This window comes from Streptomyces sp. AF1A (assembly GCF_047340315.1).
Taxonomy (GTDB): Bacteria; Actinomycetota; Actinomycetes; order Streptomycetales; family Streptomycetaceae; genus Streptomyces.
In genome coordinates this window covers 1-25,920 of the sequence record NZ_JBLEBI010000091.1, presented here as the reverse complement: position 1 = coordinate 25,920, position 25,920 = coordinate 1, and the positions used below count along the sequence as shown (strand labels likewise).

The following is a 25,920-nucleotide window of genomic DNA, read 5'->3' as shown; positions in this document are numbered from 1 at the left end:
CCGCACCGCGCTGTTCCTCCCCACGGAAGGCCCCCGCCTCCCGCGCATCACGTCCCCGCTACTGCAGCGCTTCTTGGACAACCCGCCCTCGCTGCAGGGGACTTGTATGTTTTGCCACATCTTCGCGGCGTATGGGAACCCGTCGAAATCCTCGGGCGCTCCCCGCGCCCGAAGCCCCCTCGGACTCCACGAACCGATCACCCCCACGTCCGGCGCCAGAGACGCGGCCACCGGCCGTCCGTATCGCCGGACCCCTAGATCATCATTTGTCGCTGCGTGTCCCAGCATGTGAAGCACGGTCAATCTAGACCATCGGCGCCCGTCTGAAGAGGGTGATGTGTGGAATTGGTGCTCAAGATTTGGAGCCGGGTCCATGCACCGATGACCGCCTGTGGGTGCCTCTGAGACGGACGCGTCCTCTGTGAGCTGTGGTGACAGAGTTGCTCCGGGCCGTCGGAACCGCCGGTTCCGAGCCGCTCCGGCACCGGCGGCCGGGTCCCGCTCCGGGCCCGTCCGGGAGATGGATCTTCACATCTGCACAGGCGATCGACCGACCCCGTGCGCGCGAGGTGCGGTCCTGACGCGGGACAGCCCAGTCGTGCCGGCGTCCGTGCTCTGTCCGTTTCGGCCAGAAGCACGGTGGCCGGGGCTGCGGCCGCATGGGAGCATGAAGGGACCGGATGCTCGCGATGCCGCTCGTCGTGTCCCTCTGCCCCTGTGAGACGGGGAGGGCATCGGTCAAAAGGAGCGCGATGACGAAGCAATTCGCTGTCGGCGACCATGTGCGATGGAATTCCGAAGCCGGATACGTCGAGGGCGTCATCATCAGGAAACACACCCGCGATGTGGAGTTCAAAGGACGCGTCCGTCACTGCACGGAAAACGACCCGCAATACGAGATCAAGAGCGACAGGACGGAGCACATCGCGATGCACAAGGGCGGGGCGCTGACGAAAATCCAGGCTTGCCAGGCGTACGGACGAAGGGGCTGCCATGGCAGGAGTGGTTGAATACCGCAGGATTTACGAGGACCCCTCGCCACAGGACGGCACGCGGGTGCTCGTCGACCGGTTGTGGCCGCGGGGCGTGAGCAAGGAGAAAGCCCATCTGGACGAGTGGCTGCGGGATGTCGCGCCATCGACCGAGTTGCGGCACTGGTATCACCACGACCCCGGGCTCTTCGACGAGTTCCGGCGCCGTTACACGGCCGAGTTGAACGACCCCGATCACCGGCCGGCCGTCGAGCTCCTGCACGACTTGGCGGCGCACGGCAAGGTCACGCTCCTCACGGCGACCAAGGACGTCGACCACAGCGAAGCCGCCGTCCTCGCCGACTGGCTGAACCACAGCGTGGGGCAGCACGCCTGACCGCGCCTTCCTCGTACGGCGTCACTCGTCGCGTTCGAAGTCGGCCTGCCAGACCTCCTCGTCGAGCGCCCGCTGGGCGGCGAAATACAGCTCGTGGACGAAGCGCCGGGCCTGCTCGGGAGGCAGTGAGGGCGCCTCCCGCAGCAGCCGTTCGGTCCACGCGGAGATGTTCTCGTCGTCGCTCACGTCTCCAGCTCACGCGCTCCGGGCCGGGCCCGCCACTCTTGTGGTCCGGACGGCTGGTCGGCGCCGTCCCGCCCACCGGCAGCGGCGCGCTCCATGTCCACCTGCGAGAATCGAAACACCGGTGGCCGTTCGGCGTGACGCGCAATCGCTCCGGAAACGCCACGACAGCACGGTGCGGTCATCCGGCGTCACTCCGAGAAGCCGCGCCGTCCTCCGGTCCGACTCGCACCCCACGCCGCGCACGATGACAATTGTTTCGGACAATTGTCTCGCATTGATCGGGCCTCCGGCCGGAGGCCCGTGCGACGGTTCATGGCCGGACGAAGCTCATGCCCGCCCCTATTGCGCACCCGGAGTCCTCGTTTTTCGGCCAGGAGAGAGGCAGGCCCTGTGGTCGATTCGCAGTCCGTGATCGCCCCGCCGGCGAAATCCGCCGTGTTCCTCGTCTTCACCATCGCGTCCGGATGCGAGGGGGTCGTGCGTGACCTGCTGCCGGACCTGGCGGGATTGCGGCGGTCGGTGGGGTTCCGCTCTCCGGACGCCGACCTCACGTGCGTCGCCGGGATCGGGTCCACCGCCTGGGACCGGCTGTTCGCCGGCCCGCGCCCGCGCGACCTGCACCCCTTCGTGCCGCTGACGGGCACCCGCCACCACGCGCCGTCCACCCCGGGCGATCTGCTGCTTCATCTGCGGGCCCGCCGCATGGACCTGTGCTTCGAGCTGGCCCAGCTGATCGCCGAACGGCTGCGTGGAGCGGCCACCGTGGCCGACGAGGTGCACGGTTTCAAGTCCTTCGACGAACGCGACCTCCTCGGCTTCGTCGACGGCACCGAGAACCCCGAGGGCCGGCTCGCCGACGACGCGGTCTTCGTCGGCGACGAGGACCCGGAATTCGCCGGCGGCAGCTACGTCATCGTCCAGAAGTACCTGCACGACCTCACCGCCTGGAAGGCACTGCCGACCGAGGAACAGGAGAGGGTCATCGGCCGGACCAAGCTGAACAACGTGGAACTGCCCGACGACGTCAAACCCGCCGACTCCCATGTCGCCCTCAACACGGTCACCGACGAGGACGGCAACGAGCGCAAGATCGTGCGGGACAACATGCCGTTCGGCCGGGTCGGGGACGGGGAGTTCGGCACGTACTTCATCGGCTACGCCCGCACGCCCGAGGTGATCGAGCACATGCTGCGCAACATGTTCCTCGGCGACCGCCCGAACGTCCACGACCGGATCCTGGACTTCTCCACCGCGGTCACCGGCTCCCTCTTCCACGTGCCGACCGCGGACTTCCTCGACGATCCGCCCGGCCCGCCCGTGAGCCCCCGCGTGGCGGAGGGTTCGCTGGGTATCGGCAGCCTCAAAGGAGCCTGATCCCATGTCCACGCCCAGCGAGAGCAGCAACCTGCACCGCGACCTCGCCCCGATCACCCCTGCGGCGTGGGAGCAGATCGAGGACGAGGCCCGCCGCACCTTCCGGCGCCATCTGGCGGGCCGTCGTGTCGTGGACGTGACGGGGCCCGACGGACCCGCGCTGGCGGCGGTGGGCACCGGCCACCTCACCGGCATCGCCCCTCCCGCGCCGGGTGTCACCGCGCGGCTGCGCCAGGTGCAGCCGCTGGTCGAGCTGCGGGTGCCGTTCAGGGTCGGCCGGGACGCGGTGGACGACGTGGAGCGCGGCGCGCACGACTCCGACTGGCAGCCCGTGAAGGACGCGGCGCGCACCATGGCGTTCGCCGAGGACAGAGCCGTCTTCGGGGGTTACGCGGCGGCGGGTGTCGACGGACTGCGCGGACGCACCTCCCACCCGGTGATCGCCCTGCCGGCGGAGCCGCGCGCCTACCCGGACGCGGTCAGCCGGGCCCTGACGACGCTGCGGCTGGCCGGCGTGGCCGGCCCGTACGCGCTGCTGCTGGGGGCCGATGCCTACACCGCGGTGAGCGAGACGTCCGATCACGGGTATCCCATCGTGGAGCATCTGCGCCGACTGCTGGACGGGCCGCCGATCTGGGCGCCCGCGCTCGACGGCGCCTTCCTGCTCTCCACCCGGGGCGGGGACTTCGAGCTGCGTCTGGGCGAGGATCTCGCGATCGGCTACACCGCGCACGACGCGAACGGGATCGAGCTGTACTTCCGGCAGACGCTGACGTTCCTGGTGTACACCGACGAGGCCGTGGTCGCACTCACCTCCTGAGCGCAGCTCGTTCTCGGCTCGGGGGTCCGGCGGGGGCGAGCGGCTCGTGCACGGTCCGGCCGGTCGCCCCGCGGGTCGGGCCCAGCCGGTACCGGACCGGGCCGGCGGTGGCCCGCTCACCCGGCGCCGACGGCTCCGCTCCGTGGCTCTGGTGGGCTCGCCCGTCGGGTCTCCACGGCGGTCATGCCAGCTCCAGGACGAGCTTGCCGACGTTCTCACCGCGGAAGAGCATCCGGAACGTCTCGGGGAAGTCGTCCACGCTCCCCCTCACCACGTGCTCCTTGACCTTGATGCGGCCGGCCCGGATCCAGGCGGAGATCTCCTGTGCCGCCTGCGCGTAGCGCTTGGCGTAGTCGAAGACGACGAAGCCCTCCATGCGGGCGCGGCGCACCAGCAGCGAGAGGTAGTTGGAGGGGCCCTTGACCGGCGTGGTGTTGTTGTACTGGCTGATCGCACCGCACACCACGACACGCGCGCGCATGGCCAGCTGTGTCAGGGCCGCGTCGAGGATGTCCCCGCCGACGTTGTCGAAGTAGACGTCGATGCCATCGGGGGCCTGGCGGCGCAGCGCCTTCCTGACGTCCTCCGCGCGGTAGTCGATCGCCGCGTCGAATCCCAGTTCGTCGACGAGCATGGCGCACTTCTCCGGCCCTCCGGCGATGCCGACGACCCGGCAGCCCTTGGCCTTCGCGATCTGACCGGCGATGCTGCCGACCGCCCCGGCTGCCCCCGAGACCACGACGGTCTCGCCGTCCCGCAGCGCACCCACGTCCAGCAGGCCGAAGTAGGCGGTCATGCCGGGCATGCCCAGCGCGCCGAGATACGTGGACGGCGGGGCGAGGGTGGTGTCGATCTTCATGGCGCCTCGGCCGTCGGAGATCGCGTACTCCTGGACGCCGAACACGCCGACCACATGGTCGCCCGGCCGGAACCCGGGGTGGTGGGACGCGGTGACCTCGATGACGGATCCGGCGCGCATCACCTCGCCGATGCCCACCGGCGGCAGGTAGGAGGGGCGGTCGTCCAGCCAGCCCCGCATCGCCGGGTCCAGGGAGATGGCGAGCGTCCGGCCCGCGAACCGGCCCGGGCCCGGCTCGCCGACGGGCTCCGAACGGTGCTCCCAGTCCTCGGGCTTGACCTCGCCCACGGGACGGGCTGCCAGACGGATCTGGCGGTTGGTCGCAGACATCGCTCCTCCTGTGGTTGGCGACTTCGCCGCAGGATACCGACCAGTAGGTACGGAGCGGTGCGTGATGCTCGCCACACTCGGGCGCTGCGCTCGCCGAGCTCCGGAACGGTCAGGTCAGCGTGCCCGTCAGCGGTTGTTCGGTCCACACCGTCTTGCCTTCGCGGGTGTAGCGGGTGCCCCAGCGTTCGGTCAGCTGCGCCACCAGGAACAGCCCGCGCCCGCCCTCGTCGGTCGTACGGGCGCGGCGCAGATGCGGTGCGGTGTGGCTGGTGTCGCTGACCTCGCACACCAGGCTCCGCTCACGGATCAGCCGGAGGGTCGCCGGGCCGCCGGCGTACCGGTAGACGTTGGTGATCAGTTCGCTGGCGATCAGCTCGGTCGTGAACGCCAGGTGGTCCAGGCCCCATTCGGACAGCGTGGCCGCGGTCAGTTCCCGGGCCCGCGCCGCGCTGGCGGGCTCCGGTGGCAGACGCCAGGAGGCGACGTCGTCCGCGGGCAGCGTCCGGGTGCGGGCGATCAGCAGGGCGACGTCGTCGCTGGGCCGCTCGGGCACGAGCGAGTCGACCACCGCCTGGCACGTCCGCTCCAGGGCGTCCGCGGGCCGGGTGAGCGCCGCGCACAGCCTGGCCAGGGCGGTGTCGGCATCCATGTGGCGCTCGCCGATGATTCCGTTGGTGTACAGGCACAGCAGGCTGCCCTCGGCCAGATCGATCTCCCTGGACTCGAACGGCAGGCCGCCCAGGCCGAGTGGTGGACCGGCCGGCAGGTCGAGCGGGGCCGCCTGTCCGTCCGGCGTGGTCACCACCGGCAGCGGGTGACCGGCCCGGGCGAGGGAGCAGCACCCGGAGACCGGGTCGTACACGGCGTACAGGCAGGTGGCCCCAACGACCCGCTCGTCCACGGGCCGTTCGCCGGCCGCTTCCTGCTCGGCCGCCAGCAGGTTGACCAGGTCGTCCAGGCGCGAGAGGACCTCGTCGGGTTCCAGGTCCAGACTGGCCAGCGTGTGTACGGCGGTACGCAGCCGGCCCATGGTCGCGGCGGCGTGGATGCCGCGGCCCACGACGTCGCCGACGACGAGGGCGACGCGGGCACCGGACAGGGGGATGACGTCGAACCAGTCGCCGCCCAGACCCGGGGCCGCGCTGGCCGGCAGGTACCGCAGGGCCACCTCGACGGCCGACTGGTCGGCGACGGCCCGGGGCAGAAGGCTGCTCTGCAGGGCGAACGCGGTCTGCTGCTGCTGTGTGAAGCGCCGGGCGTTGTCGATGGCGACGGCGGCGCGCGATGCGAGTTCCTGGGCCAGGGTGAGATCGTCCGCCTCGAAGGGATCCGGGCGGCGCGAACGCCACAGCGTCATCACGCCCAGGACCAGGCCGCGCGCGACAAGAGGCACCGCGATCAGCGAGTGCACGCCCAGGTCCGGGGCGTGGGCCCCCTGGTGTCCCGACCGGGAGAACCAGTCCGGTGGGAGAACCGGTTCCAGGACGGGCCGCCCTTCGGCCAGGCACCTGGCCTGGGGCGTGTCGCTGCCGAACTCGACGGGGTCGCCGTGGGGGTGGGGCGGCCCGGCCTGCTGGGCACCGACGCTGCTGGCTCCCAGGCGCACCACGGCCCCCGCCAGGGCACGCGTGGGCTCCTCACCGCGCGTCACCGGCCGCAGCAGGTCCACCGACGCATGGTCGGCGAGGTGGGGCACCATCACCTCGGCGAGCTCCCGGGCGGTCTCCGCCACGTCGAGGGTGGTTCCGATACGGCTGCCGGCCTGGTCGAGGAGCGCGAGCCGACGCTGGGCCCGATGGCGTTCGGTGATGTCCTCGATCATCTCGGCCACGCCCAGGATGCGGCCGGAAGGATCCTCCATCGGGAAGGACGAGACCATGACGACCCGCTCGCGTGTCGGATCCCACTGCAGGCGGGCGAACTGCTCGGAGTAGACCAGCGGCCTTCCGGTCTCCATCACCTTGCGCACCCGCTCCACGGCCTTGCGCGCGTCGTCCGGGAGGAGGAAACAGCCGGTGGGCAGCCCCTGGAAGTCCGCCGCCGGAACGCCGCTGAAACGTTCGATGGCCCGGTTGACCCGCAGCAGCCTCAGATCGGTGCCGTGGACGACCAGGCCGATCGGGCACCGGCGGAACAGGCCGTCGAGAACCGCGCGGTCCCGTTGCCACTCCAGGACGTCGGCCGCGGGTGCGCCGGCGAGCATCCACTCGGTCACCCGGTCGTGGCGTGGCACGGCATGGGCCCTGATCCCCATCTCCACGAGCCGCCCGTCGTGGTGCCGCACCTTCAGCACGCCGGACCAGCCGCCCGCCCTCCTGCACTTCGCCGCGGCCTCCCGGACGGCCGGCAGTTCGCGAGGGTCGACGAGGACCTCGCAGGCCCGACGACCGATCACGGCCGTGCCGGAATGGCCCAGCAGTTCCTGCGCCCGCCGGTTCCATCCGACCACCACTCCCCGGTCGTCGAGCACTGCCAAGGCGGCGAGGTGCAGGCCGAACGGATCGTCGTGGCCTTCGCTGAGCTCCGTCATCCGCCTTCTCCACCGCTGGACACCGCTTCGGGGTTCTTCCCGTGCACGCTGAGCCGCTGACGCCGTGCCACCCCATTGAAACCCGGTGACGGCCGGGCCTGGTGAAGGTGCGCTCGGCTCGCGTGCCGCCGGGGCCCGCCGAACCCGACGGTGGCCGGGGCGTCCGGGCCGGCCCCCGGGAGCTCATCGGTTCCACTGCCCTCTGCGCGCATGACGCCCTTGACAGCCCGCCCTCGAACCTGAAGGCTACCGACCAGTCGGTATGAGGAGGCCGAGGGTGACCGAGCTGAGCATCTCCACTGCCGGGGGCGTCTTCGACGCCACCGTAGCGGGTCCACCCGAGGGCCGCCCCGTGCTGTTGCTGCACGGCTTCCCGCAGACGCGTCTGGCGTGGCAACGGCAGATCGCGGCGCTGGCCGCGCACGGCTACCGGGTGGTGGCACCCGACCAGCGCGGATACTCCCCCCGCGCCCGCCCCCGGCGACCCGAGGACTATCGCATCAGCCGTCTCGTCGACGATGTGGTCGCGATCACCGAGGAACTCGGCTGGGCGACGTTCGATGTGGTCGGCCACGACTGGGGCGGCGCGGTGGCCTGGTGGACCGCGGACGCCCATCCCGGCCGCGTGCGCACCCTGACGGTCGTCTCGACACCTCATCCCGGCGCTCTGGCCGCGGCCCTGCGCACCGACGAGGACCAGCGCAAGCGCTCCCTCTACATGATCGACTGGCGGGAGACGCCCGCGACCGAAGAGCGCATGCTGGCCCACGACGCCCGGGAACTGCGCGCCCTGTACGCGGGAAAGGTCCCGCGGGAGAGCGTCGAGGCCTATGTGCGGCACCTGTCCGAGCCAGGCGCTCTCACCGCGGCGCTGAACTGGTACCGCGCGGGCCGCCCCGACGGCTCGATCGGCACCGTCGACGTGCCCACGCTGTACGTCTGGAGCACGGGGGACAGGGCGTTCGGCGCGACGCCGGCACAGGAGACCGGGCGGTGGGTCAGCGGGCCGTACCGGTTCGAGACCCTCCAGGGCGTCAGCCACTGGATCCCCGAGGAGGCGCCCGAAGCGCTGAACCGCCTGCTGCTCGACCAGCTGCGAGCGCACGGCGCGTAGGAAATCGCAGCACACACCCCGTCCGCCGACTCATCGAAGAGGTCACCCCCCATGAAGGCAGCACGCGCGGCCTGGCGCCGGCTCGAGCCCGTGCACGGCATGATCTATTTCGCTCCTGAAGCCCGGCGCCGGTACGCGGAGCTCGGACTGGGCGGACGCGCCGGGTATTTCGCCTCCCGGAGCGCCGCGTTCGGCCGAGCGCCCGCCGAGTTGGTGATCTCGACCTTCTACAACTTCAACCCCGCCTTCGTCCGGCAGGCCGTCGACGGCGCCTGGGACGCGACGACGCCGCAGCAGGTGCTGGACGCGCGGTACGCCGCGGCGGGTGAGGCCCTGCGGCGCGCGGGGATCCACGAGCTGCCCGACCTCACGGAGGTCCTGGCGCTGACCCGCCGGGCCGCCGAGGCGGCCTGCGACCATGCCCAGGGACGCCCGCTGTTCGCCGCGCACGCCGCGCTGCCCTGGCCGCAGGAGCCGGTGCTGCGGTTGTGGCACGCCCAGACGCTGCTCCGGGAGTTCCGGGGGGACGGCCATGTCGCCTGCTTGCTGAGCGAGGGCGTCGGGGGCTTGGAAGCGCTGGTTCTGCACGCCGCCACCGGTGAGGTTCCGGTCGACTTTCTCAAGGTGAGCCGCGCATGGCCCGAGGAGGAGTGGGCCGGAACCCAGGAACGCCTGCGCGAGCGTGGTCTCCTCGACGGCGACTCCCTCAGCCCGGAAGGCATCGCCCTGCGTCGGCACATCGAGGACCGCACCGACCGCCTGGCTCTTCCCGCCTACGCCGTCCTGGGCGACGCCGGCTGTGAGCGTCTCGCCGAACTCGCCAGGCCCTTCGGTCACGCGGTGATCGAGGCGGGCCTGCTCAAAATCGGCTGACCGGCCTTCCGCGCGGGGACACACGCTGCTCGAACCGTGCCTTCACATGCGACCTTGCCTAAATGTTTTAGGCAAGTAGGTTATGGTTGTCGCCACGGAGGATGATGATTATGGTTCGAGTAGGCCTGACCCCGGAGCGCCTGACCCGGGCTGGGGCGGAACTGGCCGACGAGGTCGGCTTCGACCAGGTGACCGTCTCGGCCCTCGCCCGGCGGTTCGGCGTCAAGGTCGCCAGCCTGTACTCACACCTGAAGAACTCGCAGGAACTCAGGACCAGGATCGCCCTGTTCGCCCTGGAGGAACTCGCCGACCGGGTCGCCGACGCCCTGGCCGGACGTGCGGGCAAGGACGCCCTGGCCGCCTTCGCGGACGCCTACCGCGACTACGCCCGGGAACACCCCGGTCGCTACGCCGCCGCACGGCTCCGGCTCGACCCCGAGACGGCGGCCGCCAGCGCCGGGGTGCGCCACGCGCAGATGACGCGGGCGATCCTGCGCGGCTACGACCTGACGGAGCCGGACCAGACACACGCCGTCCGGATGCTCGGCAGCATCTTCCACGGCTACGTCAGCCTCGAGCTGGCCGGAGGGTTCGAGCACAGCAAGCCCGACGCGCAGGAATCGTGGGCCTGGATCGTGGATTCCCTCGACGCTCTGCTGCGCAACCGGGCCGCGTCCTGACCGGCAGCGGCGCGCGCCACCGCAGGCGGTCCGCCGCGCCCGACGCACATGCACCATCAACTGATCAACAGACTGACCGAGGCCATGACCACCGAGAACCACTTGATCAACACCCCTGTCACCGCGGACATGATGCGCGGTCACCTCGATGCGGAAAGGACCGCGCACGGCCTGCTCCCGCATCGACTGCCCGCCCGGGCGCGCCGGCAGATCCCGGACGACCAACTGGCCGTGGCCGAGGCGCAGCCCTCGGGCGTGCGGCTCGTCTTCCGCACGCGGGCCACCACCATCGAACTGGACACGCTGCCCACCAAGCGGGTCTACCGGGGTTTCCCTCCCCCGGCGCCCGGCGTGTACGACCTGCTGATCGACGGCCGTCTCGCCGCCCGGGCCACGGTGGCAGGCGGCAACGTCCGCACGATCACCGACCTGGTCACCCAGTCCTCGGAGCTGACGGAAGGCCCCGCGGGCACCGCCCGGTTCGCCGGTCTGCCGCCGGGTGACAAGGACGTCGAGATCTGGCTTCCGCACACGGAGATCACCGAACTGATCGCCCTGCGCACCGACGCCCCCGTCGAGCAGGCACCGGCCAACGGGCGCAGGGTGTGGCTGCACCACGGAAGTTCCATCAGCCACGGCTCGAACGCCGCCCGTCCGACCGAGATCTGGCCGGCCCTGGCGGCAGCCCGGGGCGCAGTGGAGTTGGTGAACCTGGGATTCGGCGGCAGTGCGCTCCTGGACCCGTTCACCGCCCGGGCGATGCGCGACAGCCCCGCCGACCTGATCAGCGTCAAGGTCGGCATCAACATCGTCAATGCCGACGTGATGCGGCTGCGTGCCTTCACCCCCGCGGTCCACGGCTTCCTCGACACCGTCCGCGAAGGGCATCCGACCGCGCCTCTCCTGGTCGTCTCCCCTCTCCTGTGCCCCGTCCAGGAGGACACCCCCGGCCCCCTCGCGCCCGACTTCGACGGCACAACGCTGCGGTTCAAGGCCACCGGTGATCCGACCGATCGCGCCGCCGGGCGCCTGACGCTGAAGGTCATCCGCGACGAACTCGCCCGGATCGTCGAGCAGCGGGCGGCCGACGACCCGAACCTGCACTACCTCGACGGCCGTGAGCTGTACGGCGAGAGCGACTACGCGGAGCTCCCCCTGCCCGACGAGGTCCACCCCGATCCGGCAGGCCACCGCCGCATCGCCGAGAACTTCGGGCGGCTCGCATTCGGCGCGGGCGGCCCTTTCACGGCCACCACCGGCTGACGTGGATCACGGTCGGCTCCGATGGGCGAGTGCCCGCCGCTCACGAGTCAGGAGCCGCCGCGCCGCACCGCACGACAGGCGGTCGCGGTCCGGCACGTGCGGGCAATCAGCTGGAAGAAGCGAGCGGTGTGCTTGTGGGGATGCCGGGCCGTCACGGCGAGCTCCAGGCGTTCGAGATCCGCGTAGAACTTCGGGTCGTGCTTGCGCGCGTCGTCGGTGATGTAGTCGCACACGCTGCGGATGCCGTAATGGTGCACGTCCCGGCACCCCAGCTCCTCCAGCATCGGCTGGATCTCCTCGGCCGTGCGGAGTCTGAGCTGCGCGTCGAACATCCGGGTCCGCCCGCGATCGGTGTCGAGTGCGGCGAGCGCGGCGGCCAGGTCCATCTCCCGGATGGCGGCGGTCAAGGACGCCGAGTGCCTGTTGGCCGAGATCACGGAGAGCAGGCCGCCGGGCCGGAGAGGTGCCAGGGCGGCGGCGAGCGTCTGGCGGGCGTCGTCCGTGTACTGGATGAGGTTGTGGCAGAGCACCACGTCGAACTGCGTGGAGGTGACCTCGGCGGGCAGACGGTCCACGCCGGCCTGGACGCAGGTGATCCGGTCCGCCAGCCCCTCCGCCTGCGCTCGTTCGCCGGCTGCGTCGAGCATGGCGTGGGCGTGGTCGACGATCGTGACGTGGTGTCCGCGAGCGGCCAGACGCACGGCGTCCGCGCCGTTGCCGCCGGCGACATCGAGGATGCGCAGGGGGCCGGCGGGCAGATCCGCGAGATGACGGGCCAGGTTCGCCTCGGCGATCACGTAGCGCAAGCGGCCCCAGGGGGCGTCCTGCCACTCCTGCCAGCCGGCCATGGCGGTGTTGAACTTCTCAGCAGTCTCGGCCATCCGGTGACCATAGTCCCGTGACGGCGGAACTGCGCATCTGGGCCGGCACCCCACAGGGCGAATCCCTCATGGAGCCGGCGAGATACATATCTAGGAGTGGAGTGTTTTCTCGACAGGAGGCCGCTCACGACGGGAGGTGGTTTCCGTGCTGGTGCGAGCGTGGGTCGACGACGATCAGCTCGTCGTCCGCCTGCCGTGGACCCTGGCCATGGCCGCACGGCGTCGGACGCTGAGGCTGCCCCTTGACTGTGTGGCGGACGTGCGGGTGGAGCCCTCGTGGTGGCGTGCGGTGCGGATCGGCATGCCGGGTCGCCACTACCGCTTCCGTGCGGGGCGGTGGTGCGCCGGCGAGCTGGTGCACGCCAAGGGCCGCGACTTCGTCGCACTGTGGCAAGGCGCGCCCGCGCTGGTCGTCGACTGCCACCCCTGGAAGAGCCCGTACGCCCGCCTCGCACTGTCCGTCCGCGATCCGCACGCACTCGCGGCCCTGCTGCGGCAGCGCACCGATCGCGGGAGTGACCGTGAGGGAGCTGGGCGGAAGGCGGCGTAGGACCGTGACGGGGACCCGGTGATCCCCGAACGGCGACGTGATCGGCCACCGCTCGCGGCTGGGCCGCCCCACGCCAAGATCACCCGACGGGGACACCGTTGCCCGTGGGCGGTGGCACGGGTCAGGACCGGCCCGGGGACTGAGGCTCCTCGCCGTCGGCATCGAACACCCTGGTGAAGGTGGCACCGCACCGACAGCGCGAGTGCTCGAGCAGTTTCCCGTCCTCCGACACGCTCAGCCCCTGGCTGAGTCGCACATGCACGTGATCACCCATGATGAGCTGCTTTCCCTGACGCCGGTCGTTCGCCCCATCGTGCGGGCAGCCCGCGCCGGGCGGCAATGCCCCAGCTCACACTTTCGGCTGCAACCCCGCGCCAGGGGTGCAAACGCCCCAAGTGATCGCCTGCGCCGCACGGGGGCGGGACGCATACGACGGCCGGCCCGCGCGCACGCTTCGGGCCGGCCAGGTCGATCAGGACGTCTACGTGAGCGGCCGATCGGCTCGCGAGGGCGGCTGGGCGTGGTCGGCGGCCCGCAGCAGGGGCGCGGTGTGCCGCTCGGGGCGGTGGACGCGTTCCGTCGGGACGCGGCTGCGCGGCGCTTCGGTGTCGCCGGGCAGGGGCACGGGGCGACGGGCCACGAGGCGCCCGACCCAGCGCCGGCCGCAGTGCGGGCAGGGCGGAGCGCCTTGCGGGGTGTACGGGGAGGCGACCGCCGTGTTGTCGCGGTAGAAGTACTCCCATTCGTCCCCGTCGTCGTCCCGGTAGCGCTGCACGTCGTAGTCGACGCTCCAGCTGTGCCAGCACGAGCCACAGGTGAACTCGACACGCTCGACGGCAAGTTCAGTGATCACTGCACGGCACCTCCTGTCCGGTGGGCGAGAGTGGTCCTGAGTGCTGCGAGGACGGCGCACGACTCCGGGCTGCCGGGGCCCGGAACGCCTTCGACAATCCCTATACCTGCCCCACGTAAAGCTTGACAACCGCAGACTCAAGTTTTATTTCAGGACTGTAGGCAATTAACGGTGAACCCGCAGCTCGCGGTGGGTGAGGGGGTGCCGGGATGCAGGCACGGCAGCAGCGGGCCGATCTGTACGCGGTGCTGGGCGTGGAGCCCTCGGCGACGCCCGAGATGATCACCTCGCCGAGCACAGCACGCGAGCACAGCATGAGCGAGCGCGAGCGAGGAGGGAGAAGCAGATGGCGCGTTCGGTCGGTATCGACCTGGGTACGACGAACTCGGTGGTCTCAGTCCTCGAGGGCGGCGAGCCCACGGTCATCACGAACACGGAGGGTGCACGCACGACGCCCTCGGTCGTCGCGTTCGCCAAGAACGGCGAGGTGCTCGTCGGCGAGGTGGCCAAGCGGCAGGCCGTGACGAACGTGGAGCGCACCGCGCGCTCCGTGAAGCGATACATGGGCGACCACGCGTGGCGGTTCCCGGAGCACGGCGACATCGACGGCAAGCGGTACACCCCGCAGGAGATCTCCGCGCGTGTGCTGCAGAAGCTGAAGCGGGACGCCGAGGCGTACCTCGGTGAGGACGTCACCGACGCGGTGATCACCGTGCCCGCGTACTTCGACGACACCCAGCGGCAGGCGACCAAGGAGGCCGGTGAGATCGCCGGGCTGAACGTCCTGCGCATCATCAACGAGCCGACGGCGGCGGCGCTGGCCTACGGGCTGGACAAGGAGAACGACCAGACCGTGCTCGTCTTCGACCTCGGCGGCGGCACCTTCGACGTGTCGCTGCTGGAGATGGGCGAGGGCGTCATCGAGGTGAAGGCCACCAACGGCGACACCCACCTCGGGGGCGACGACTGGGACCAGCGGATCGTCGACCACCTGGTCACGCAGTTCAAGAACCACTACGGCGTCGACCTGTCGAAGGACAAGATGGCCGTCCAGCGGCTGCGCGAGGCGGCGGAGAAGGCGAAGGTCGAGCTGTCCAGCTCCTCGGAGACCACCATCAACCTGCCCTACATCACCGCCTCCGCCGAGGGCCCGCTGCACCTGGACGAGAAGCTGACCCGCGCCCAGTTCCAGCAGCTGACCGCCGATCTGCTGGAGCGCTGCAAGGCGCCGTTCCACAACGCGATCAAGGATGCCGGGATCAAGGTCTCCGACATCGACCACGTGGTCCTGGTCGGCGGCTCGACGCGGATGCCGGCCGTGACCGAGCTGGTGAAGGAACTGACCGGCAAGGATCCGCACAAGGGCGTGAACCCGGACGAGGTCGTCGCGGTCGGCGCCTCGCTGCAGGCCGGTGTCCTCAAGGGCGAGGTCAAGGACGTCCTGCTGCTCGACGTCACCCCGCTGTCCCTCGGCATCGAGACCAAGGGCGGCATCATGACCAAGCTGATCGAGCGCAACACGACGATCCCCACCCGCCGTTCGGAGATCTTCACCACCGCGGACGACAACCAGCCGGCGGTGCAGATCCAGGTCTACCAGGGTGAGCGCGAGATCGCGGCGTACAACAAGAAGCTCGGCATGTTCGAGCTGACCGGTCTGCCGCCGGCCCCGCGCGGAGTGCCGCAGATCGAGGTGGCCTTCGACATCGACGCCAACGGCATCATGCATGTCTCCGCGAAGGATCTCGGCACCGGCAGGGAGCAGAAGATGACCGTGACGGGCGGCTCGGCCCTGCCCAAGGACGACATCGAACGCATGGTCCGGGAGGCGGAGCAGCACGCCGAGGAGGACCGCCGTCGGCGCGAGGCCGCGGAGACCCGCAACCAGGGCGAGCAGCTCGTCTACTCCACCGAGAAGCTCCTCAAGGACAACGCGGACAGGATCCCGGCCGACGCGAGGAGCGAGACGGAGACGGCGCTGGCCGACCTGAAGGAGAAGCTGAAGGGCGAGGACACCGCCGCGATCCGGCAGGCGATCGACCGTACCGCGCAGGCCGCGCAGAAGATCGGCACGGCCCTGTACGAGAGGTCGCGCGCCGAGCAGCAGGCCGGGGCCGGATCGTACGCGGGCGACGCCACGGCCGGCGCGTCGCCCGAGGACGAGGTGGTGGACGCCGAGATCGTCGACGACGACAAGCCGGAGGCGGGCTGACGATGACCTGGAGCGGTCCGCAGAGCACCGAGTTGGAACAGTTGCGGCAGCTGGTGGAGGAGCGGACCGCCGACCTGCAGCGGGTGAAGGCCGAGTACGACAACTACCGCAAGCGGGTCCGGCGGGACCGCCTGGCCGTGCGGCAGATCGCCGCGGCCAACGTCCTGCGGGCGCTGTTGCCGGTCGTGGACGCCGTCGACCGGGCGTGCGCGCACGAGCCGCTGACCCCGGGCCTGAAGGACATCGCCGACACTCTGCGGGAGCGGCTCGGCTCGCTGGGCGTCACGTCGTTCGGTGAGGTGGGCGACCCGTTCGATCCCGCCTGTCACGACGCCCTGACGCACCACGTCTCCCCCGATGCGGACCGCCTGGTCTGCTCGGCGGTCCTGCGTCCCGGCTACCGCCTCGGCGACAACCTGCTGCGCCCGGCCGCCGTGGAGGTCACCGGACCGGCTCCCCCCGCGAGGAACCCGCTGGGCAGCGCCCGGCACTCGTGCCCGTCCCCTCCGCAGACGCCCGGACCTTCGTTGACCGGGCGAGGCTGACCGACCGGGCGAAGCTGACCGCATGCCCGGCGGCCCCCACCGCTGCATGCTCCGGCTCCCGCCCGGCGACGGCCTTTCCTCCCCGGACACCCGCGCCCGGGCCGAACACCCCTGCGGCGTTCCACCGGCGCCGGCAGAGCGCCCGAGGGCCTGCGCGCGCCCCGTCGGTTGCTGCCCGGCAACGGGCAGCGCGGGAAAGGGGGTTCAGCCGGCAGGCACACCGAGGAGGGCGACGCCGTCCTGCATCGCCCTCGACGTCCTTCGCTCACACGAAGCAGTAGTGCGGGGTGCTCCTGAATGCCACGCCGCACGTGTACGAGGCGTCGGCGAGGTCCTTCCCAGCCGCCGAGCCGGGAGACGCGGCCGCACCGCCGGCACGCTAGACGTGCTCGGATGTCCGCATCGCCGGAAGTTCCACGGTGATGCGCAGCCCGCCGGCGGCGCGCGGGGTGAGGGTGAGGGTTCCGTCGTGTGCGTGCGTGATGGTCCTGACGATCGCCAGGCCGAGGCCGACGCCCGCGTGGTCGGTGCGAATGCGCTCGGTGCCGCGCCGGAACGGTTCGGTGAGCGTGGCGACCAGCTGCGGGGTGAGCTTCTCGCCGGTGTTCTCGACGGTCAGCACCACACTCCTGGGGCGCACTGCGGTGGTGACCCACACGGTGCCCTGTTCCGGGAGGTTGTGGACGATCGCGTTGTGCACGAGATTCGTGGTCAGCTGCAGCAGCAGCGCCTGCGAGCCGCTCGCGGGGGCGACGTCGCCGCCGGTCTCGATGGTGACGCCGTGTTTCTCGGCCAGCGGCAGGAGCGTTTCGGTGGCTTCTTCCGCCATGAGGGACAGGTCGACACGTTCGCGGGTGAAGGACCGCTGTTCGGCGCGGCTGACCAGGAGCAGTGCCTCGGTGAGGTCGATCGCTCGCGTGTTGACGGCGTGCAGCCGTCCGATGAGCTCGCCGTCGACGCGGTTCGGATCGGTGCGGGCCACGTCGAGCATCGCCTTCGAGATCGCCAGCGGTGTGCGCAGTTCGTGCGAGGCGTTGGCCGCGAATCTCCGCTGTTCGGCGACGTGTGCTTCGAGCGCCGCGAGCATCGCGTCGAAGGCGTCGGCGAGTTCGCGGAACTCGTCCTTGCGGCCCGGGAGCCGGATCCGGTGAGAGAGCGATCCGTGCGTGGCCATGCGTGTGGCGCCGGTGATCCGGGTCAGCGGGGCGAGCATCCGGCCGGCGAGGACCCACCCTCCCACGAGGCCGAACACCAGCAGGAACGCCAGCACCGCGGCGGCCCTTGGAGCGAAAACGTGCAGGAGGCTGGACCGGACGGGGAAGACACCATGCGTGGTCGTGCCCGTGGGGACGATGAGCGCGCGCTCGGGGACGTAGCGCAGGAGGAACACCCACACCGCCGCGAGCAGCAGGGCACCGGCGAGCATGAGGAATCCGGCGTAGCTGAGGGTGAGCTTGAGGCGAACACTCGGACCAGGGGCCCTATCCATGGCCTCCTCCCCCGTGTCCGGCCTCCGATCGCGTGTCGATGCGGTAGCCGGCGCCCGGCACGGTGGCGATGAGCCAGGGCTCGCCGAGACGCTTGCGCAGTGCCGACACGGTGATGCGCACCGCGTTGGTGAAGGGGTCGGCGTTCGCGTCCCACGCGCGTTCCAGAAGTTCCTCGGCGCTGACGACTCCGCCTTCGGCGGCGACCAGGACGTCGAGCACCGCGAACTGCTTCCTGGTCAGCGCGACGTAGCGGCCGTCGCGGTAGACCTCCCGGCGGAACGGATCCAGCCGCAGGCCCGCGATCTCTCGCACGGGCGGCCTGTTGTGGGCGCGTCTGCGGTCCAGTGCCCTCAGCCTGAGCGCGAGTTCCTGGAGCTCGAAGGGTTTGGTGAGATAGTCGTCGGCGCCGAGCCCGAACCCAGAGGCCTTGTCGACCAGGGTGTCGGCCGCGGTGAGCATGAGGATCGGCATGCCGCTTCCGGAGGCGACGATGCGCTTGGCGATCTCGTCACCGGAGGGTCCGGGTACGTCGCGGTCGAGGACGGCGATGTCGTAGGTGTTGATGCCCAGCAGGTCCAGCGCGGTGTCGCCGTCCCCCGCGATGTCGGCCGCGATCGCCTCCAGGCGCAGGCCGTCCCGGATGGCTTCCGCCATGAAGGGTTCGTCCTCGACAATCAGCACACGCATGCACTTGATGCTACAAGCGGGCACATATCGTCGGCGTATCGAAAAACTCATACGTGCCGGCAACACCACGCGGCCTTGACTGGCGGCATGCACCGTCCCGCACCATCGCCAGGCACGGCCTGTGCCACATCCACCCGCAACGATGCCTCGCAGAACGCACAGCGTCCCGAAGGGATCGCCGGGGGTTGCCCGCGCATGTGCGCCGGCCCCGCCCGGGACCCGGGGCTTCGGCAGTGACCCGCAGTGAGGGGGGACGGACGATGACGCAGGTGGACACGGCGGAGACCGGGCGGCGTGGCGCCGGCCGCCGGGACGCCGGCTCCGGCACCTGGCGCAGACGCATCCACGGGGTGGCACGCGCGGCCTTGCGGCCGGGCCCCTGGAAGCGCGGCCGGGTGCTCGCGGCCCTGGCGCTGCTGCTCGGCCTGGTCCTGCTCCTTCACGCAGAGATCCCGAACCGGATCGGGAACCTCGGCAGCCTGGTGGAGACCTTCCTGCCGTGGTTCGGCCTGTTCGTCCCCGTGCTGCTGGCCGGGGCGCTGTGGCGCCGCTCCGCCTCCGCGGTGGCCGCGCTGCTGCTGCCGGTCACGGCGTGGCTGACCCTCTTCGGCGGGCTGCTCGTCGACAAGTCGCACCCGGGCGGTGACCTCACCGTGGCCGAGCAGAACGTCGGCGCCGACAACCCCGACCCGGCCCGCACCGCTCGGGACCTGGCCGCCTCCGGGGCGGACCTGCTGGCCCTGGTGGAGCTGACCCCGCAGGCCCTGGGCACGTACGAGAAGAGGCTGGCGAAGACGTACCCCTATCACACGGTGCAGGGCACGGTCGGGCTGTGGAGCAAGCTGCCGCTGTCGGACACCCGGCCGATCGACATCGTGGACTACGGGCCGCTGGCGGACACCAAGCCGGTCGACACCAAGATGCCCTCCAACCGGGCGCTGCGGACCGCGGTGGCCACCGAGCGGGGACCGCTGGCGGTGTACGTGGCCCACCTGGGGTCCGTACGCGTGATGCCCCGAGGAGGCTTCTGGACGGGCTCGCGGGACAATGGCGCGCAGGTGCTCGGCAGGGCCGTCGCCGCCGAGCGGAACGAGCGGGTGGTGCTGCTCGGCGACCTGAACGGCACCATGGACGACCGGGCGTTCGCCGGCATCACCTCGCAGCTGCGCTCGGCCCAGGACGTGGCCGGGAACGGCTTCGGCTTCACCTGGCCGGCGAGGTTCCCGGTGGCGCGCATCGACCAGATCCTGACCCGCGGCGTGAAGCCGGAGAGCTCCCGGGTGCTCCCGGCCACGGGCAGCGACCACCTGCCGGTGGCGGCCGACATCGCCTGGTGAAGGCGTGCACGGCGCCGCTCGGCAGCGCCCCCTCGGCTGAACTCCGTTGCACGACCTGCCCGCGGCTCGCCGTCGAAGAGGGCATTGTCAGTGCGGTGCGCTTCACTGTCCGTCATGGAGCTCACGCAAGCGGCACTCAGCGAACTGCTGGCCCTACTCGGCCCGGGGGACGGCTACATGTATCTGCCCGGGGATCTGGACCCGCATGCCCTGACCGATCTGCTCGGCGGCAGGTACGGCGCCCGGCGCACCCTCGTCCTCCACGGCTTCACGGATCCGGCGGTCGACGAGTCCAAGGGCGCGGCCCTCCTCGCCCCCTTCGAGGACCGGGCCGTGACGATACGGGCGTGGGCCCACGGGGACCAGTGGGTCGGCACGGGTACGGCACGGGACGTCGAGGGAATCGAGCGGCCCGTGCTGGTGGTGGCGCACAGGGAAGTGCCCGAGCCCGTGGCGGTCGCTCCCGAGGAGGGCGTCGACTGGATGGAGCGGCTCAGACAGATCACCGGCTGGGCACAGCCCGCCCAGCGGCCGGACGTGGACTGAGCACAGGTGGAGTCGCGCCTGGGCACGGCCCTGCCGACCGATTACAAGCGCATGGTCGAAACGTTCGGCAAGGGAGCCTTCGACGGATATCTGGACCTGAACCAGGAGCCGTGGACGAGTCGCCGGGAGGACGGCCTGCTCATCTGGGCGGGCACCGAGCACGAGGACCTGTACTGCTGGAAGGCCGACGGAGACGACCCCGACCGCTGGCCCGTCGTGGTCCGGTCCTTCGACAACAAGGACCTGTCCTTCGACTGCCGGACCGCGGAGTTCGTCTGCCGCATCCTCGTCGACCCCCACCACCCGTTCACCATGGCCCGCTATTACGACACCCACTGGTTCATGAACTACGCGGAAGGCAACTGACCGAGCCTTGCCGTCAGCGCCGTCCCCAGCGCGGCCGGCCGTGCCGCGACGCGATGCACCGGGCTCGGCATCGCCAAGGATGAGTGAAACCGGTGAGCTGCCCGGCCTCAACGCGCACACGGGCGGCGAGAAAAGAGCCACGTCATCAGTCCCTGTGAATCTTGAGCACGTAAGTTGGGTGCATGGTCAAGGGGGCGGAGATCACCGCGCAGTCAGTGTCGTCGGGGCGGCGAGGACGGGGGCGGCGTGCCGCCCGGCGGAAGAAGGTTGAGCAGGGAGGGCTGGCGCGCTCATCCCTGCTGATGGCGCTGGGCACCGTGGTGTCCCGGGCGACGGGACTCATCCGTCAAGTGTTGCAGGCCTCCGCGCTGGGCACAGGTCTGCTGGCCAGTACGTACAACACGGCCAACACGGTGCCGACCAGTCTGTACACGCTCCTGATCGGCGGTGCGCTCAACGCCGTTCTCGTGCCTCAACTGGTTCGAGCGCGCGCTACGCATCCCGACGGAGGGCGCGCGTACGAGCAGCGTTTGGTGACCCTCGTGGTGTGTGTACTCGGTGCCGGCACGGCGCTGGCGGTCTGCGCGTCACCGCAGATCGTCGGTCTCTACATGCGGGACACGCCCAGCAGACACCATGCTTTCGAGCTGACCGTGACCTTCGCCCGCTTCCTGCTGCCTCAGATCTTCTTCTACGGCCTGTTCAGCATCTACGGCCAGGTTCTGAATGCCCGGGAGAAGTTCGGGGCCATGATGTGGACCCCGGTCTTGAACAATGTCGTCCTGATCGGCATGTTCGGCGCCTACCTGGGTCTGATGACCTCCGCCCACCGCGTCGAGGACATCACCAGCGCCCAGGTCAGGTTGCTGGGCGTCGGCACGACCGTCGGCATCGGCGTCCAGGCCCTTGCTCTGATCCCGTTCGCGCGGGCCGCCGGCTTCCGCTTCCGACCCCGTTTCGACTGGCGCGGTACCGGCCTTGGCACAGGCATCCACGCCGCGAAGTGGACCTTGCTGTTCGTCCTGGCCAACCAGGTCGCCCTCACGGTGATCACCAACTTCGCGAACGCCGCCGACCAGGAACTGCCGAACGCGGGCGCGGGCTACACCGCCTACACCTACGCGCAGACGATCTGGATGCTGCCGCAGTCCATCGTCACCGTCTCTCTGGTCACCGCGCTGCTGCCGCGCATGAGCAAGGCGGTCGCGGAGGGCCGCATACCTGACCTTCGGGCAGACCTCTCGCGTGCCTTGCGCGTCAGCGGCATCGTCATCGTGCCCGCGGCCTTCTTCTTCGTCGCGCTGGGACCGCAGATCTCTGTGCTGCTCTTCGCCCACGGGGCCGCCAACGCCGCCTCGGCGCAGCCGCTCGGGCACATGCTGCAGGCGTTCGGCCTCGGGCTGATCCCCTTCTCGGCTCAGTACCTCCTGTTGCGGGGCTTCTACGCCTTCGAGGACACCCGCACGCCCTTCTTCATGGCGGTGTGGATCGCGACGGTCAACATCGCCCTGGCCACGTCGTGCCACCTGCTGCTGCCCGCACGCTGGGCCGTGACCGGCATGGCCGGGGCCTACACCTTGTCGTATCTGGCCGGACTGGTCCTCACGGCGCGGTTGCTGCGCAAGCGGGTCGGCGGACGCCTGGACAGCGGAGCGCTTCGCCGCACCTATACGAAACTGGTGAGCGCCGCCGGCCTCGCTGCTGTGCTGAGCTGGACCGCCGCACACGTGTGCCGTTCCTTCCTGGGAACCGGTTCGTGGCCCACCGCCGTCGCCCTTGCCTCGGGAACGCTGACGCTTGCCGCTTCCTATGTGGTGCTCACCCGTCTGATGAAGGTCAGCGAGCTCCGGCGTATACCCGGTCTGCGGTGAAGCGGCTTTCGAGCAAGCTGTGTGCGTCGGCGGCGAGTTGAGCCGGGCTTTCCAGCTCCCGGCGGCTCGACGGATCCGCTGGAGGGCGGAGGCGGTTGGATGAGACATGGTGCCGCTGGTGGTCCCAGCGGTGCCGGTCGGCCGTCGGGTCGTGGACTCCGGGGTGGGCCGACCGGCCGGTTGTCACCGTCGTTCGCCGAGGAAGTCGAGGATGTGGCCGAAGACGTCCAGGGCGGCCCCGCGGCCGAGGAACGTGTCCAGGTGGCCGTAGCCGGGGATCTCGGTGTAGGTCACGTCCAGCTGGGGCCGGCGGTGGGCGAGGACGTCGTGGCAGAGGCGCTGGGAGTCCAGCCAGAGGCCGTTCTCGCTGCCCGCGAGGAGCAGGACGGGGGCGTCGATGCGGTCGGCCGCGTCCAGCGCGTTGGGGGGCAGGGCGCTGTAGCGGCGGTCGGTGTCGTGCCAGCGGACCACGCTGCGGGCCAGTTCGATGCGGCGCAGGTGGGGCAGGATCCACAGCGGCGCGGGGCCGAGGAGGTCGGCGAGTCGGGCGTGGGTGGTCTCGGAGAGGTTCTCGTGCACGAAGAGCGAGGCGCCGGTGCCCCACGCGGAGTTGTGCAGGATCTGGCAGGTCGGATCCGGGCAGCTCGCCTTCCGCGACGCCAGTGCGAACAGCGGCGTGTACTTCGACCACAGGCCCACCGTGCGGAAGTCGACCGGGATGTGGTCGATCCGCGTCCTGAGCAGCTCCCCCGCCAGCGACATCCGCAGCGAGGTGCGGCCGGCGAGCTTGGGCGTCAGGAACACTCCCTGGGACACCACGCCCGCGAGGCCCGGCACCAGGCCTGCCGCCATGCTCAGGGACAGCGCGAGCGAGCCGATGCAGTGGGCGACGACGAACAGCGGGCGGTCCCCGACGCGTTCACGGACGCGGGCGACGGCCGCGGGGATGTCGTACAGGGCCACGTCGTCGTAGGTGTACCTCTGGCCGGTCTCGTTGTACGGCAGCCGACAGCTGCCCCGCCAGTCCAGCAGCCAGGGCTCGTAGCCCTCGTCGAGGAGGACGTCGACCAGGTTGCGGGTCTCCGGCAGCAGGAACATGTCGGCGGACGCGGTGTGTCCGTGCAGGAGCAGCACGGCGGGGCGGTCCGTGGCGCCGGTGTCGATGCGGGTCAGGCCGAGGCGGAGGCCGTCGTCCGCCCGGAAGGGGATCTCCTCGACGCGGGCCGGGTCGAGGCGGTGGTGGAGCGGGCGCAGGGCCGCGGTGGTCCTGACCCGCCGCGGCGCCGGTCCGGTGGCACGGGAGGCGGTCGTCCTGAAGATCATCGGTGGTGCTCCGTGAGGGTCGGGGTGCGGCGCAGGTCCAGCAGGTCCGCGGCGGCGCGGGCGAAGGGGCCGAGCAGGCCGCGGCCCATCTCCAGGCCGAACCAGGCGAGCCAGGTCAGTTTGGCGGCCCGCTGCTCCTGGCTGGTCAGGCGCGGGTCGACCTTGATGCCGTCGATCTGGTCGCGGACGTAGGTGTCAGCGGGCACCACGACCTCGCCCGCCAGGCTCGCCGGTTCGCCCTCGCGGCCGATCCGCACGGTCAGCGCGCGGGTCTGCCGCCACAGGTCGCGGCGGGCCCGGGCGTACTTGTGGCCCTCCAGCCACCAGCGGCCGCCGTCGGCGTCGTGCAACCGCAGCCGGTAGCACAGGAGTTGGTGGCTGAGCCCGTGCTGCTGCGGGATCCCTTCCTCGGGGCGGACCCACAGGTCGCCGCGCTCGACGGTCAGCGGCTCGGGATGCGCGGCGGTGCAGACGACCTCGCCGGTCACGTCCACCCGGCGCTCCTTCACCAGCTGGTACATGCTCGCGATGGAGAGGGTGAGCGCCATCGAGCAGGGGCTGTCGGCGGGGGCGCCGACCGGTCCCACGCTGCCCTGTGTCGTCTCGCAGAACCACAGGTAGGGCTGGTCGTCCCTGTGCGGCAGCCGGGCGAGCCCGTCCTCGGCGAGCCGCTCGAAGGTCCTCAGCTGCGCCCGTGCGTCGTAGCGGGCCGCGGGCGGCAGCCCCAGCGCCTCGACCAGCGCGGCGGTGCGGGCGCCCTCGGCCGCCGGGCCCTTCAGGGTCGCCTCGCACAGCTTGAGAGCGGTGGGGCTCTGCAGCACCCGTGTGAGGAAGGCCAGTTCGGGCACGGGGTCGGCGGCGAGCCGGGCCAGGGTGTCGGTGCGCCACTCGTCCCAGTCCTGGACGCGCACGTGCATGCCTCCGAGGGCCATGTCGCGCACGACGTCGTCGAGGGTGTTGGGCACACCGGTCAGGTGGTAGTCGTACCCCCAGGCGTCGGGCTCGCAGATCGCGGCGGCGGCGACCCGGCTGACCCAGTCCACCGGGGCCGCGTTCAGGTAGCGGAAGGCCGGTACGGTGCGGAAGCGGCCGAAGGCCGAGATCAGGCCGCTGCTGAGGTCCTGCGGGTTGTAGGCGCCGGTCCTGGTGTGGCCGCCGATGCCGCCGGGGCGCAGCGCGGTGACGACCAGGCCGTGGTCGCGGGCACGGCGCAGGGCGACCTCGGCGGTCCACTTCGACTGGTCGTAGCCCGAGATGAGCCGGTCGACATGGGCGAGGGGGTCGTCCTCGCCCATGGAGGTGATGCCGACCTCGTTGAAGACGGCGATCGAGGAGATGTGGTGCAGCGGCTTGGGCCGGCCGGTGGCCGCGAGTTCGGCGAGGGTGAGCGCGGCCAGGACGTTGCTCCCCCGCAGCGACTGGTAGCCGCGCAGGAAGTCCACGGCCGCGGCCACGCCGACGACGCTGTCCAGTTCGTGGGCCAGCGTGTGCCACAGTGCGTCGGAGAGCCCGAGCCGCGGCCGCCGGATGTCGCCGGGCAGCACGGTCACCCGGCGCCTCACCTCCGACGACCAGGGCAGTCGGTGACTCTTGAGCGCCTCGCCGAGCCGTGCGACGGCCTCCGTCTCGCCGGCCGCGCGGACCAGGCAGTAGACATGCGCATCGCTGTGCCGGAGCAGGTCGAGCAGCATGTGGCTGCCGAGGAAGCCGGTGGCGCCGGTCAGCAGGATCCGGCGGGGCGGCAGCGGCTCGGGCAGGTCGGCGAACGGCAGGCGGTCGGCGAGGGCCAGGTCGGCGAGGATCTGGTCGAGGTCCTCGCGCCGGGCCCTGGAATACCGGTCGTCGCCGCCGTGGGCGCGGGG

At 70.9% G+C, this 25,920-nt stretch carries 24 protein-coding genes; 15 read left to right on the top strand and 9 right to left on the bottom strand.

What is annotated here, in order from left to right:
• The first annotated feature begins 752 nt into the window (after positions 1–752).
• On the top strand, positions 753–1,010 hold the full coding sequence (locus tag ACLU3S_RS22715; RefSeq protein ID WP_413953769.1) for a DUF2945 domain-containing protein: 258 nt from the start codon (positions 753–755) through the stop codon (positions 1,008–1,010).
• The gene (locus ACLU3S_RS22710; RefSeq protein WP_413953768.1) at positions 994–1,368 is read left to right on the top strand and encodes a DUF488 domain-containing protein; all 375 of its coding nucleotides are present in this window, start codon (positions 994–996) and stop codon (positions 1,366–1,368) included. The genes ACLU3S_RS22715 and ACLU3S_RS22710 overlap by 17 nt, the downstream gene beginning before the upstream one ends.
• A 21-nt stretch (positions 1,369–1,389) precedes the next feature.
• Here the strand turns inward: ACLU3S_RS22710 and ACLU3S_RS22705 are convergent, their stop codons facing one another.
• On the bottom strand, positions 1,390–1,554 hold the full coding sequence (locus ACLU3S_RS22705; protein ID WP_413953767.1) for a hypothetical protein: 165 nt from the start codon (positions 1,552–1,554) through the stop codon (positions 1,390–1,392).
• Positions 1,555–1,944: 390 nt separating this feature from the next.
• Here ACLU3S_RS22705 and ACLU3S_RS22700 point away from each other — a divergent pair, with 390 nt between their 5' ends.
• Positions 1,945–2,928: a Dyp-type peroxidase gene (locus tag ACLU3S_RS22700; protein WP_413953766.1), complete on the top strand. Its 984-nt coding sequence runs from the start codon at positions 1,945–1,947 to the stop codon at positions 2,926–2,928.
• A gap of 4 nt (positions 2,929–2,932) precedes the next feature.
• Positions 2,933–3,748, top strand: coding sequence for a family 1 encapsulin nanocompartment shell protein (locus tag ACLU3S_RS22695; RefSeq protein ID WP_413953765.1), 816 nt, complete (start codon positions 2,933–2,935; stop codon positions 3,746–3,748).
• Between the two features lie 181 nt (positions 3,749–3,929).
• Here ACLU3S_RS22695 and ACLU3S_RS22690 read toward each other — a convergent pair whose 3' ends face one another.
• The gene (locus ACLU3S_RS22690; RefSeq protein WP_413953764.1) at positions 3,930–4,937 is read right to left on the bottom strand and encodes an NADP-dependent oxidoreductase; all 1,008 of its coding nucleotides are present in this window, start codon (positions 4,935–4,937) and stop codon (positions 3,930–3,932) included.
• Between the two features lie 109 nt (positions 4,938–5,046).
• A complete protein-coding gene (locus ACLU3S_RS22685) occupies positions 5,047–7,467 on the bottom strand; it encodes a SpoIIE family protein phosphatase (RefSeq protein ID WP_413953763.1) in 2,421 nt (806 codons plus the stop codon).
• A gap of 277 nt (positions 7,468–7,744) precedes the next feature.
• On the opposite strand from ACLU3S_RS22685, the gene ACLU3S_RS22680 reads away from it, so the two are divergent.
• The 4 genes from ACLU3S_RS22680 (at position 7,745) to ACLU3S_RS22665 (ending at position 11,397) form a co-directional block, all read left to right on the top strand.
• Positions 7,745–8,581 (top strand): alpha/beta fold hydrolase, encoded by an 837-nt coding sequence (locus ACLU3S_RS22680; RefSeq protein ID WP_413953762.1) that lies wholly within the window; start codon positions 7,745–7,747, stop codon positions 8,579–8,581.
• A 51-nt stretch (positions 8,582–8,632) separates the two neighbouring features.
• A complete protein-coding gene (locus ACLU3S_RS22675) occupies positions 8,633–9,454 on the top strand; it encodes an SCO6745 family protein (protein ID WP_413953761.1) in 822 nt (273 codons plus the stop codon).
• Positions 9,455–9,564: 110 nt separating this feature from the next.
• Complete coding sequence (locus ACLU3S_RS22670; protein ID WP_413953760.1) at positions 9,565–10,134, top strand: TetR/AcrR family transcriptional regulator; 570 nt, start codon at positions 9,565–9,567, stop codon at positions 10,132–10,134.
• 84 nt (positions 10,135–10,218) lie between these two features.
• On the top strand, positions 10,219–11,397 hold the full coding sequence (locus ACLU3S_RS22665) for a GDSL-type esterase/lipase family protein (RefSeq protein ID WP_413953759.1): 1,179 nt from the start codon (positions 10,219–10,221) through the stop codon (positions 11,395–11,397).
• A 47-nt stretch (positions 11,398–11,444) separates the two neighbouring features.
• Here ACLU3S_RS22665 and ACLU3S_RS22660 read toward each other — a convergent pair whose 3' ends face one another.
• Complete coding sequence (locus ACLU3S_RS22660; RefSeq protein WP_413953758.1) at positions 11,445–12,278, bottom strand: methyltransferase domain-containing protein; 834 nt, start codon at positions 12,276–12,278, stop codon at positions 11,445–11,447.
• 145 nt (positions 12,279–12,423) lie between these two features.
• Here ACLU3S_RS22660 and ACLU3S_RS22655 point away from each other — a divergent pair, with 145 nt between their 5' ends.
• Positions 12,424–12,828: a hypothetical protein gene (locus tag ACLU3S_RS22655; RefSeq protein WP_413953757.1), complete on the top strand. Its 405-nt coding sequence runs from the start codon at positions 12,424–12,426 to the stop codon at positions 12,826–12,828.
• A gap of 481 nt (positions 12,829–13,309) precedes the next feature.
• On the opposite strand, the gene ACLU3S_RS22650 is transcribed toward ACLU3S_RS22655, so the two are convergent.
• Positions 13,310–13,681: a hypothetical protein gene (locus tag ACLU3S_RS22650; protein ID WP_413953756.1), complete on the bottom strand. Its 372-nt coding sequence runs from the start codon at positions 13,679–13,681 to the stop codon at positions 13,310–13,312.
• A 346-nt stretch (positions 13,682–14,027) separates the two neighbouring features.
• Here ACLU3S_RS22650 and dnaK point away from each other — a divergent pair, with 346 nt between their 5' ends.
• Together dnaK and grpE are read left to right on the top strand one after the other, a co-directional pair.
• Complete coding sequence (dnaK, locus tag ACLU3S_RS22645) at positions 14,028–15,893, top strand: molecular chaperone DnaK (protein ID WP_413953755.1); 1,866 nt, start codon at positions 14,028–14,030, stop codon at positions 15,891–15,893.
• 2 nt (positions 15,894–15,895) lie between these two features.
• On the top strand, positions 15,896–16,438 hold the full coding sequence (gene grpE, locus ACLU3S_RS22640; RefSeq protein ID WP_413953754.1) for a nucleotide exchange factor GrpE: 543 nt from the start codon (positions 15,896–15,898) through the stop codon (positions 16,436–16,438).
• Positions 16,439–16,817: 379 nt separating this feature from the next.
• Here grpE and ACLU3S_RS22635 read toward each other — a convergent pair whose 3' ends face one another.
• Complete coding sequence (locus ACLU3S_RS22635) at positions 16,818–17,927, bottom strand: sensor histidine kinase (protein WP_413953753.1); 1,110 nt, start codon at positions 17,925–17,927, stop codon at positions 16,818–16,820.
• Positions 17,920–18,615: a response regulator transcription factor gene (locus ACLU3S_RS22630; RefSeq protein ID WP_413953752.1), complete on the bottom strand. Its 696-nt coding sequence runs from the start codon at positions 18,613–18,615 to the stop codon at positions 17,920–17,922. The genes ACLU3S_RS22635 and ACLU3S_RS22630 overlap by 8 nt, the downstream gene beginning before the upstream one ends.
• Positions 18,616–18,875: 260 nt before the next feature.
• Between ACLU3S_RS22630 and ACLU3S_RS22625 the strand changes: the two genes are divergently transcribed.
• The 4 genes from ACLU3S_RS22625 to murJ all read left to right on the top strand — a co-directional run bounded on the left by ACLU3S_RS22625 (position 18,876) and on the right by murJ (position 22,735).
• Positions 18,876–19,952 carry an endonuclease/exonuclease/phosphatase family protein gene (locus ACLU3S_RS22625; protein WP_413953751.1) on the top strand — a complete coding sequence of 359 codons (1,077 nt, stop codon included), beginning with the start codon at positions 18,876–18,878 and terminating at the stop codon, positions 19,950–19,952.
• Positions 19,953–20,066: 114 nt separating this feature from the next.
• Complete coding sequence (locus ACLU3S_RS22620; RefSeq protein ID WP_413953750.1) at positions 20,067–20,498, top strand: hypothetical protein; 432 nt, start codon at positions 20,067–20,069, stop codon at positions 20,496–20,498.
• Positions 20,499–20,504: 6 nt separating this feature from the next.
• Positions 20,505–20,864 carry a hypothetical protein gene (locus tag ACLU3S_RS22615; RefSeq protein ID WP_413953749.1) on the top strand — a complete coding sequence of 120 codons (360 nt, stop codon included), beginning with the start codon at positions 20,505–20,507 and terminating at the stop codon, positions 20,862–20,864.
• 182 nt (positions 20,865–21,046) lie between these two features.
• A complete protein-coding gene (gene murJ, locus ACLU3S_RS22610) occupies positions 21,047–22,735 on the top strand; it encodes a murein biosynthesis integral membrane protein MurJ (protein ID WP_413953748.1) in 1,689 nt (562 codons plus the stop codon).
• A 183-nt stretch (positions 22,736–22,918) separates the two neighbouring features.
• Here the strand turns inward: murJ and ACLU3S_RS22605 are convergent, their stop codons facing one another.
• Both ACLU3S_RS22605 and ACLU3S_RS22600 read right to left on the bottom strand, forming a co-directional pair.
• Positions 22,919–24,058, bottom strand: coding sequence for an alpha/beta hydrolase (locus ACLU3S_RS22605; protein WP_413953747.1), 1,140 nt, complete (start codon positions 24,056–24,058; stop codon positions 22,919–22,921).
• The coding region (locus ACLU3S_RS22600) for a thioester reductase domain-containing protein (RefSeq protein WP_413953746.1) at positions 24,055–25,920 on the bottom strand (1,866 nt) is incomplete at its 5' end. The genes ACLU3S_RS22605 and ACLU3S_RS22600, both read right to left, overlap by 4 nt.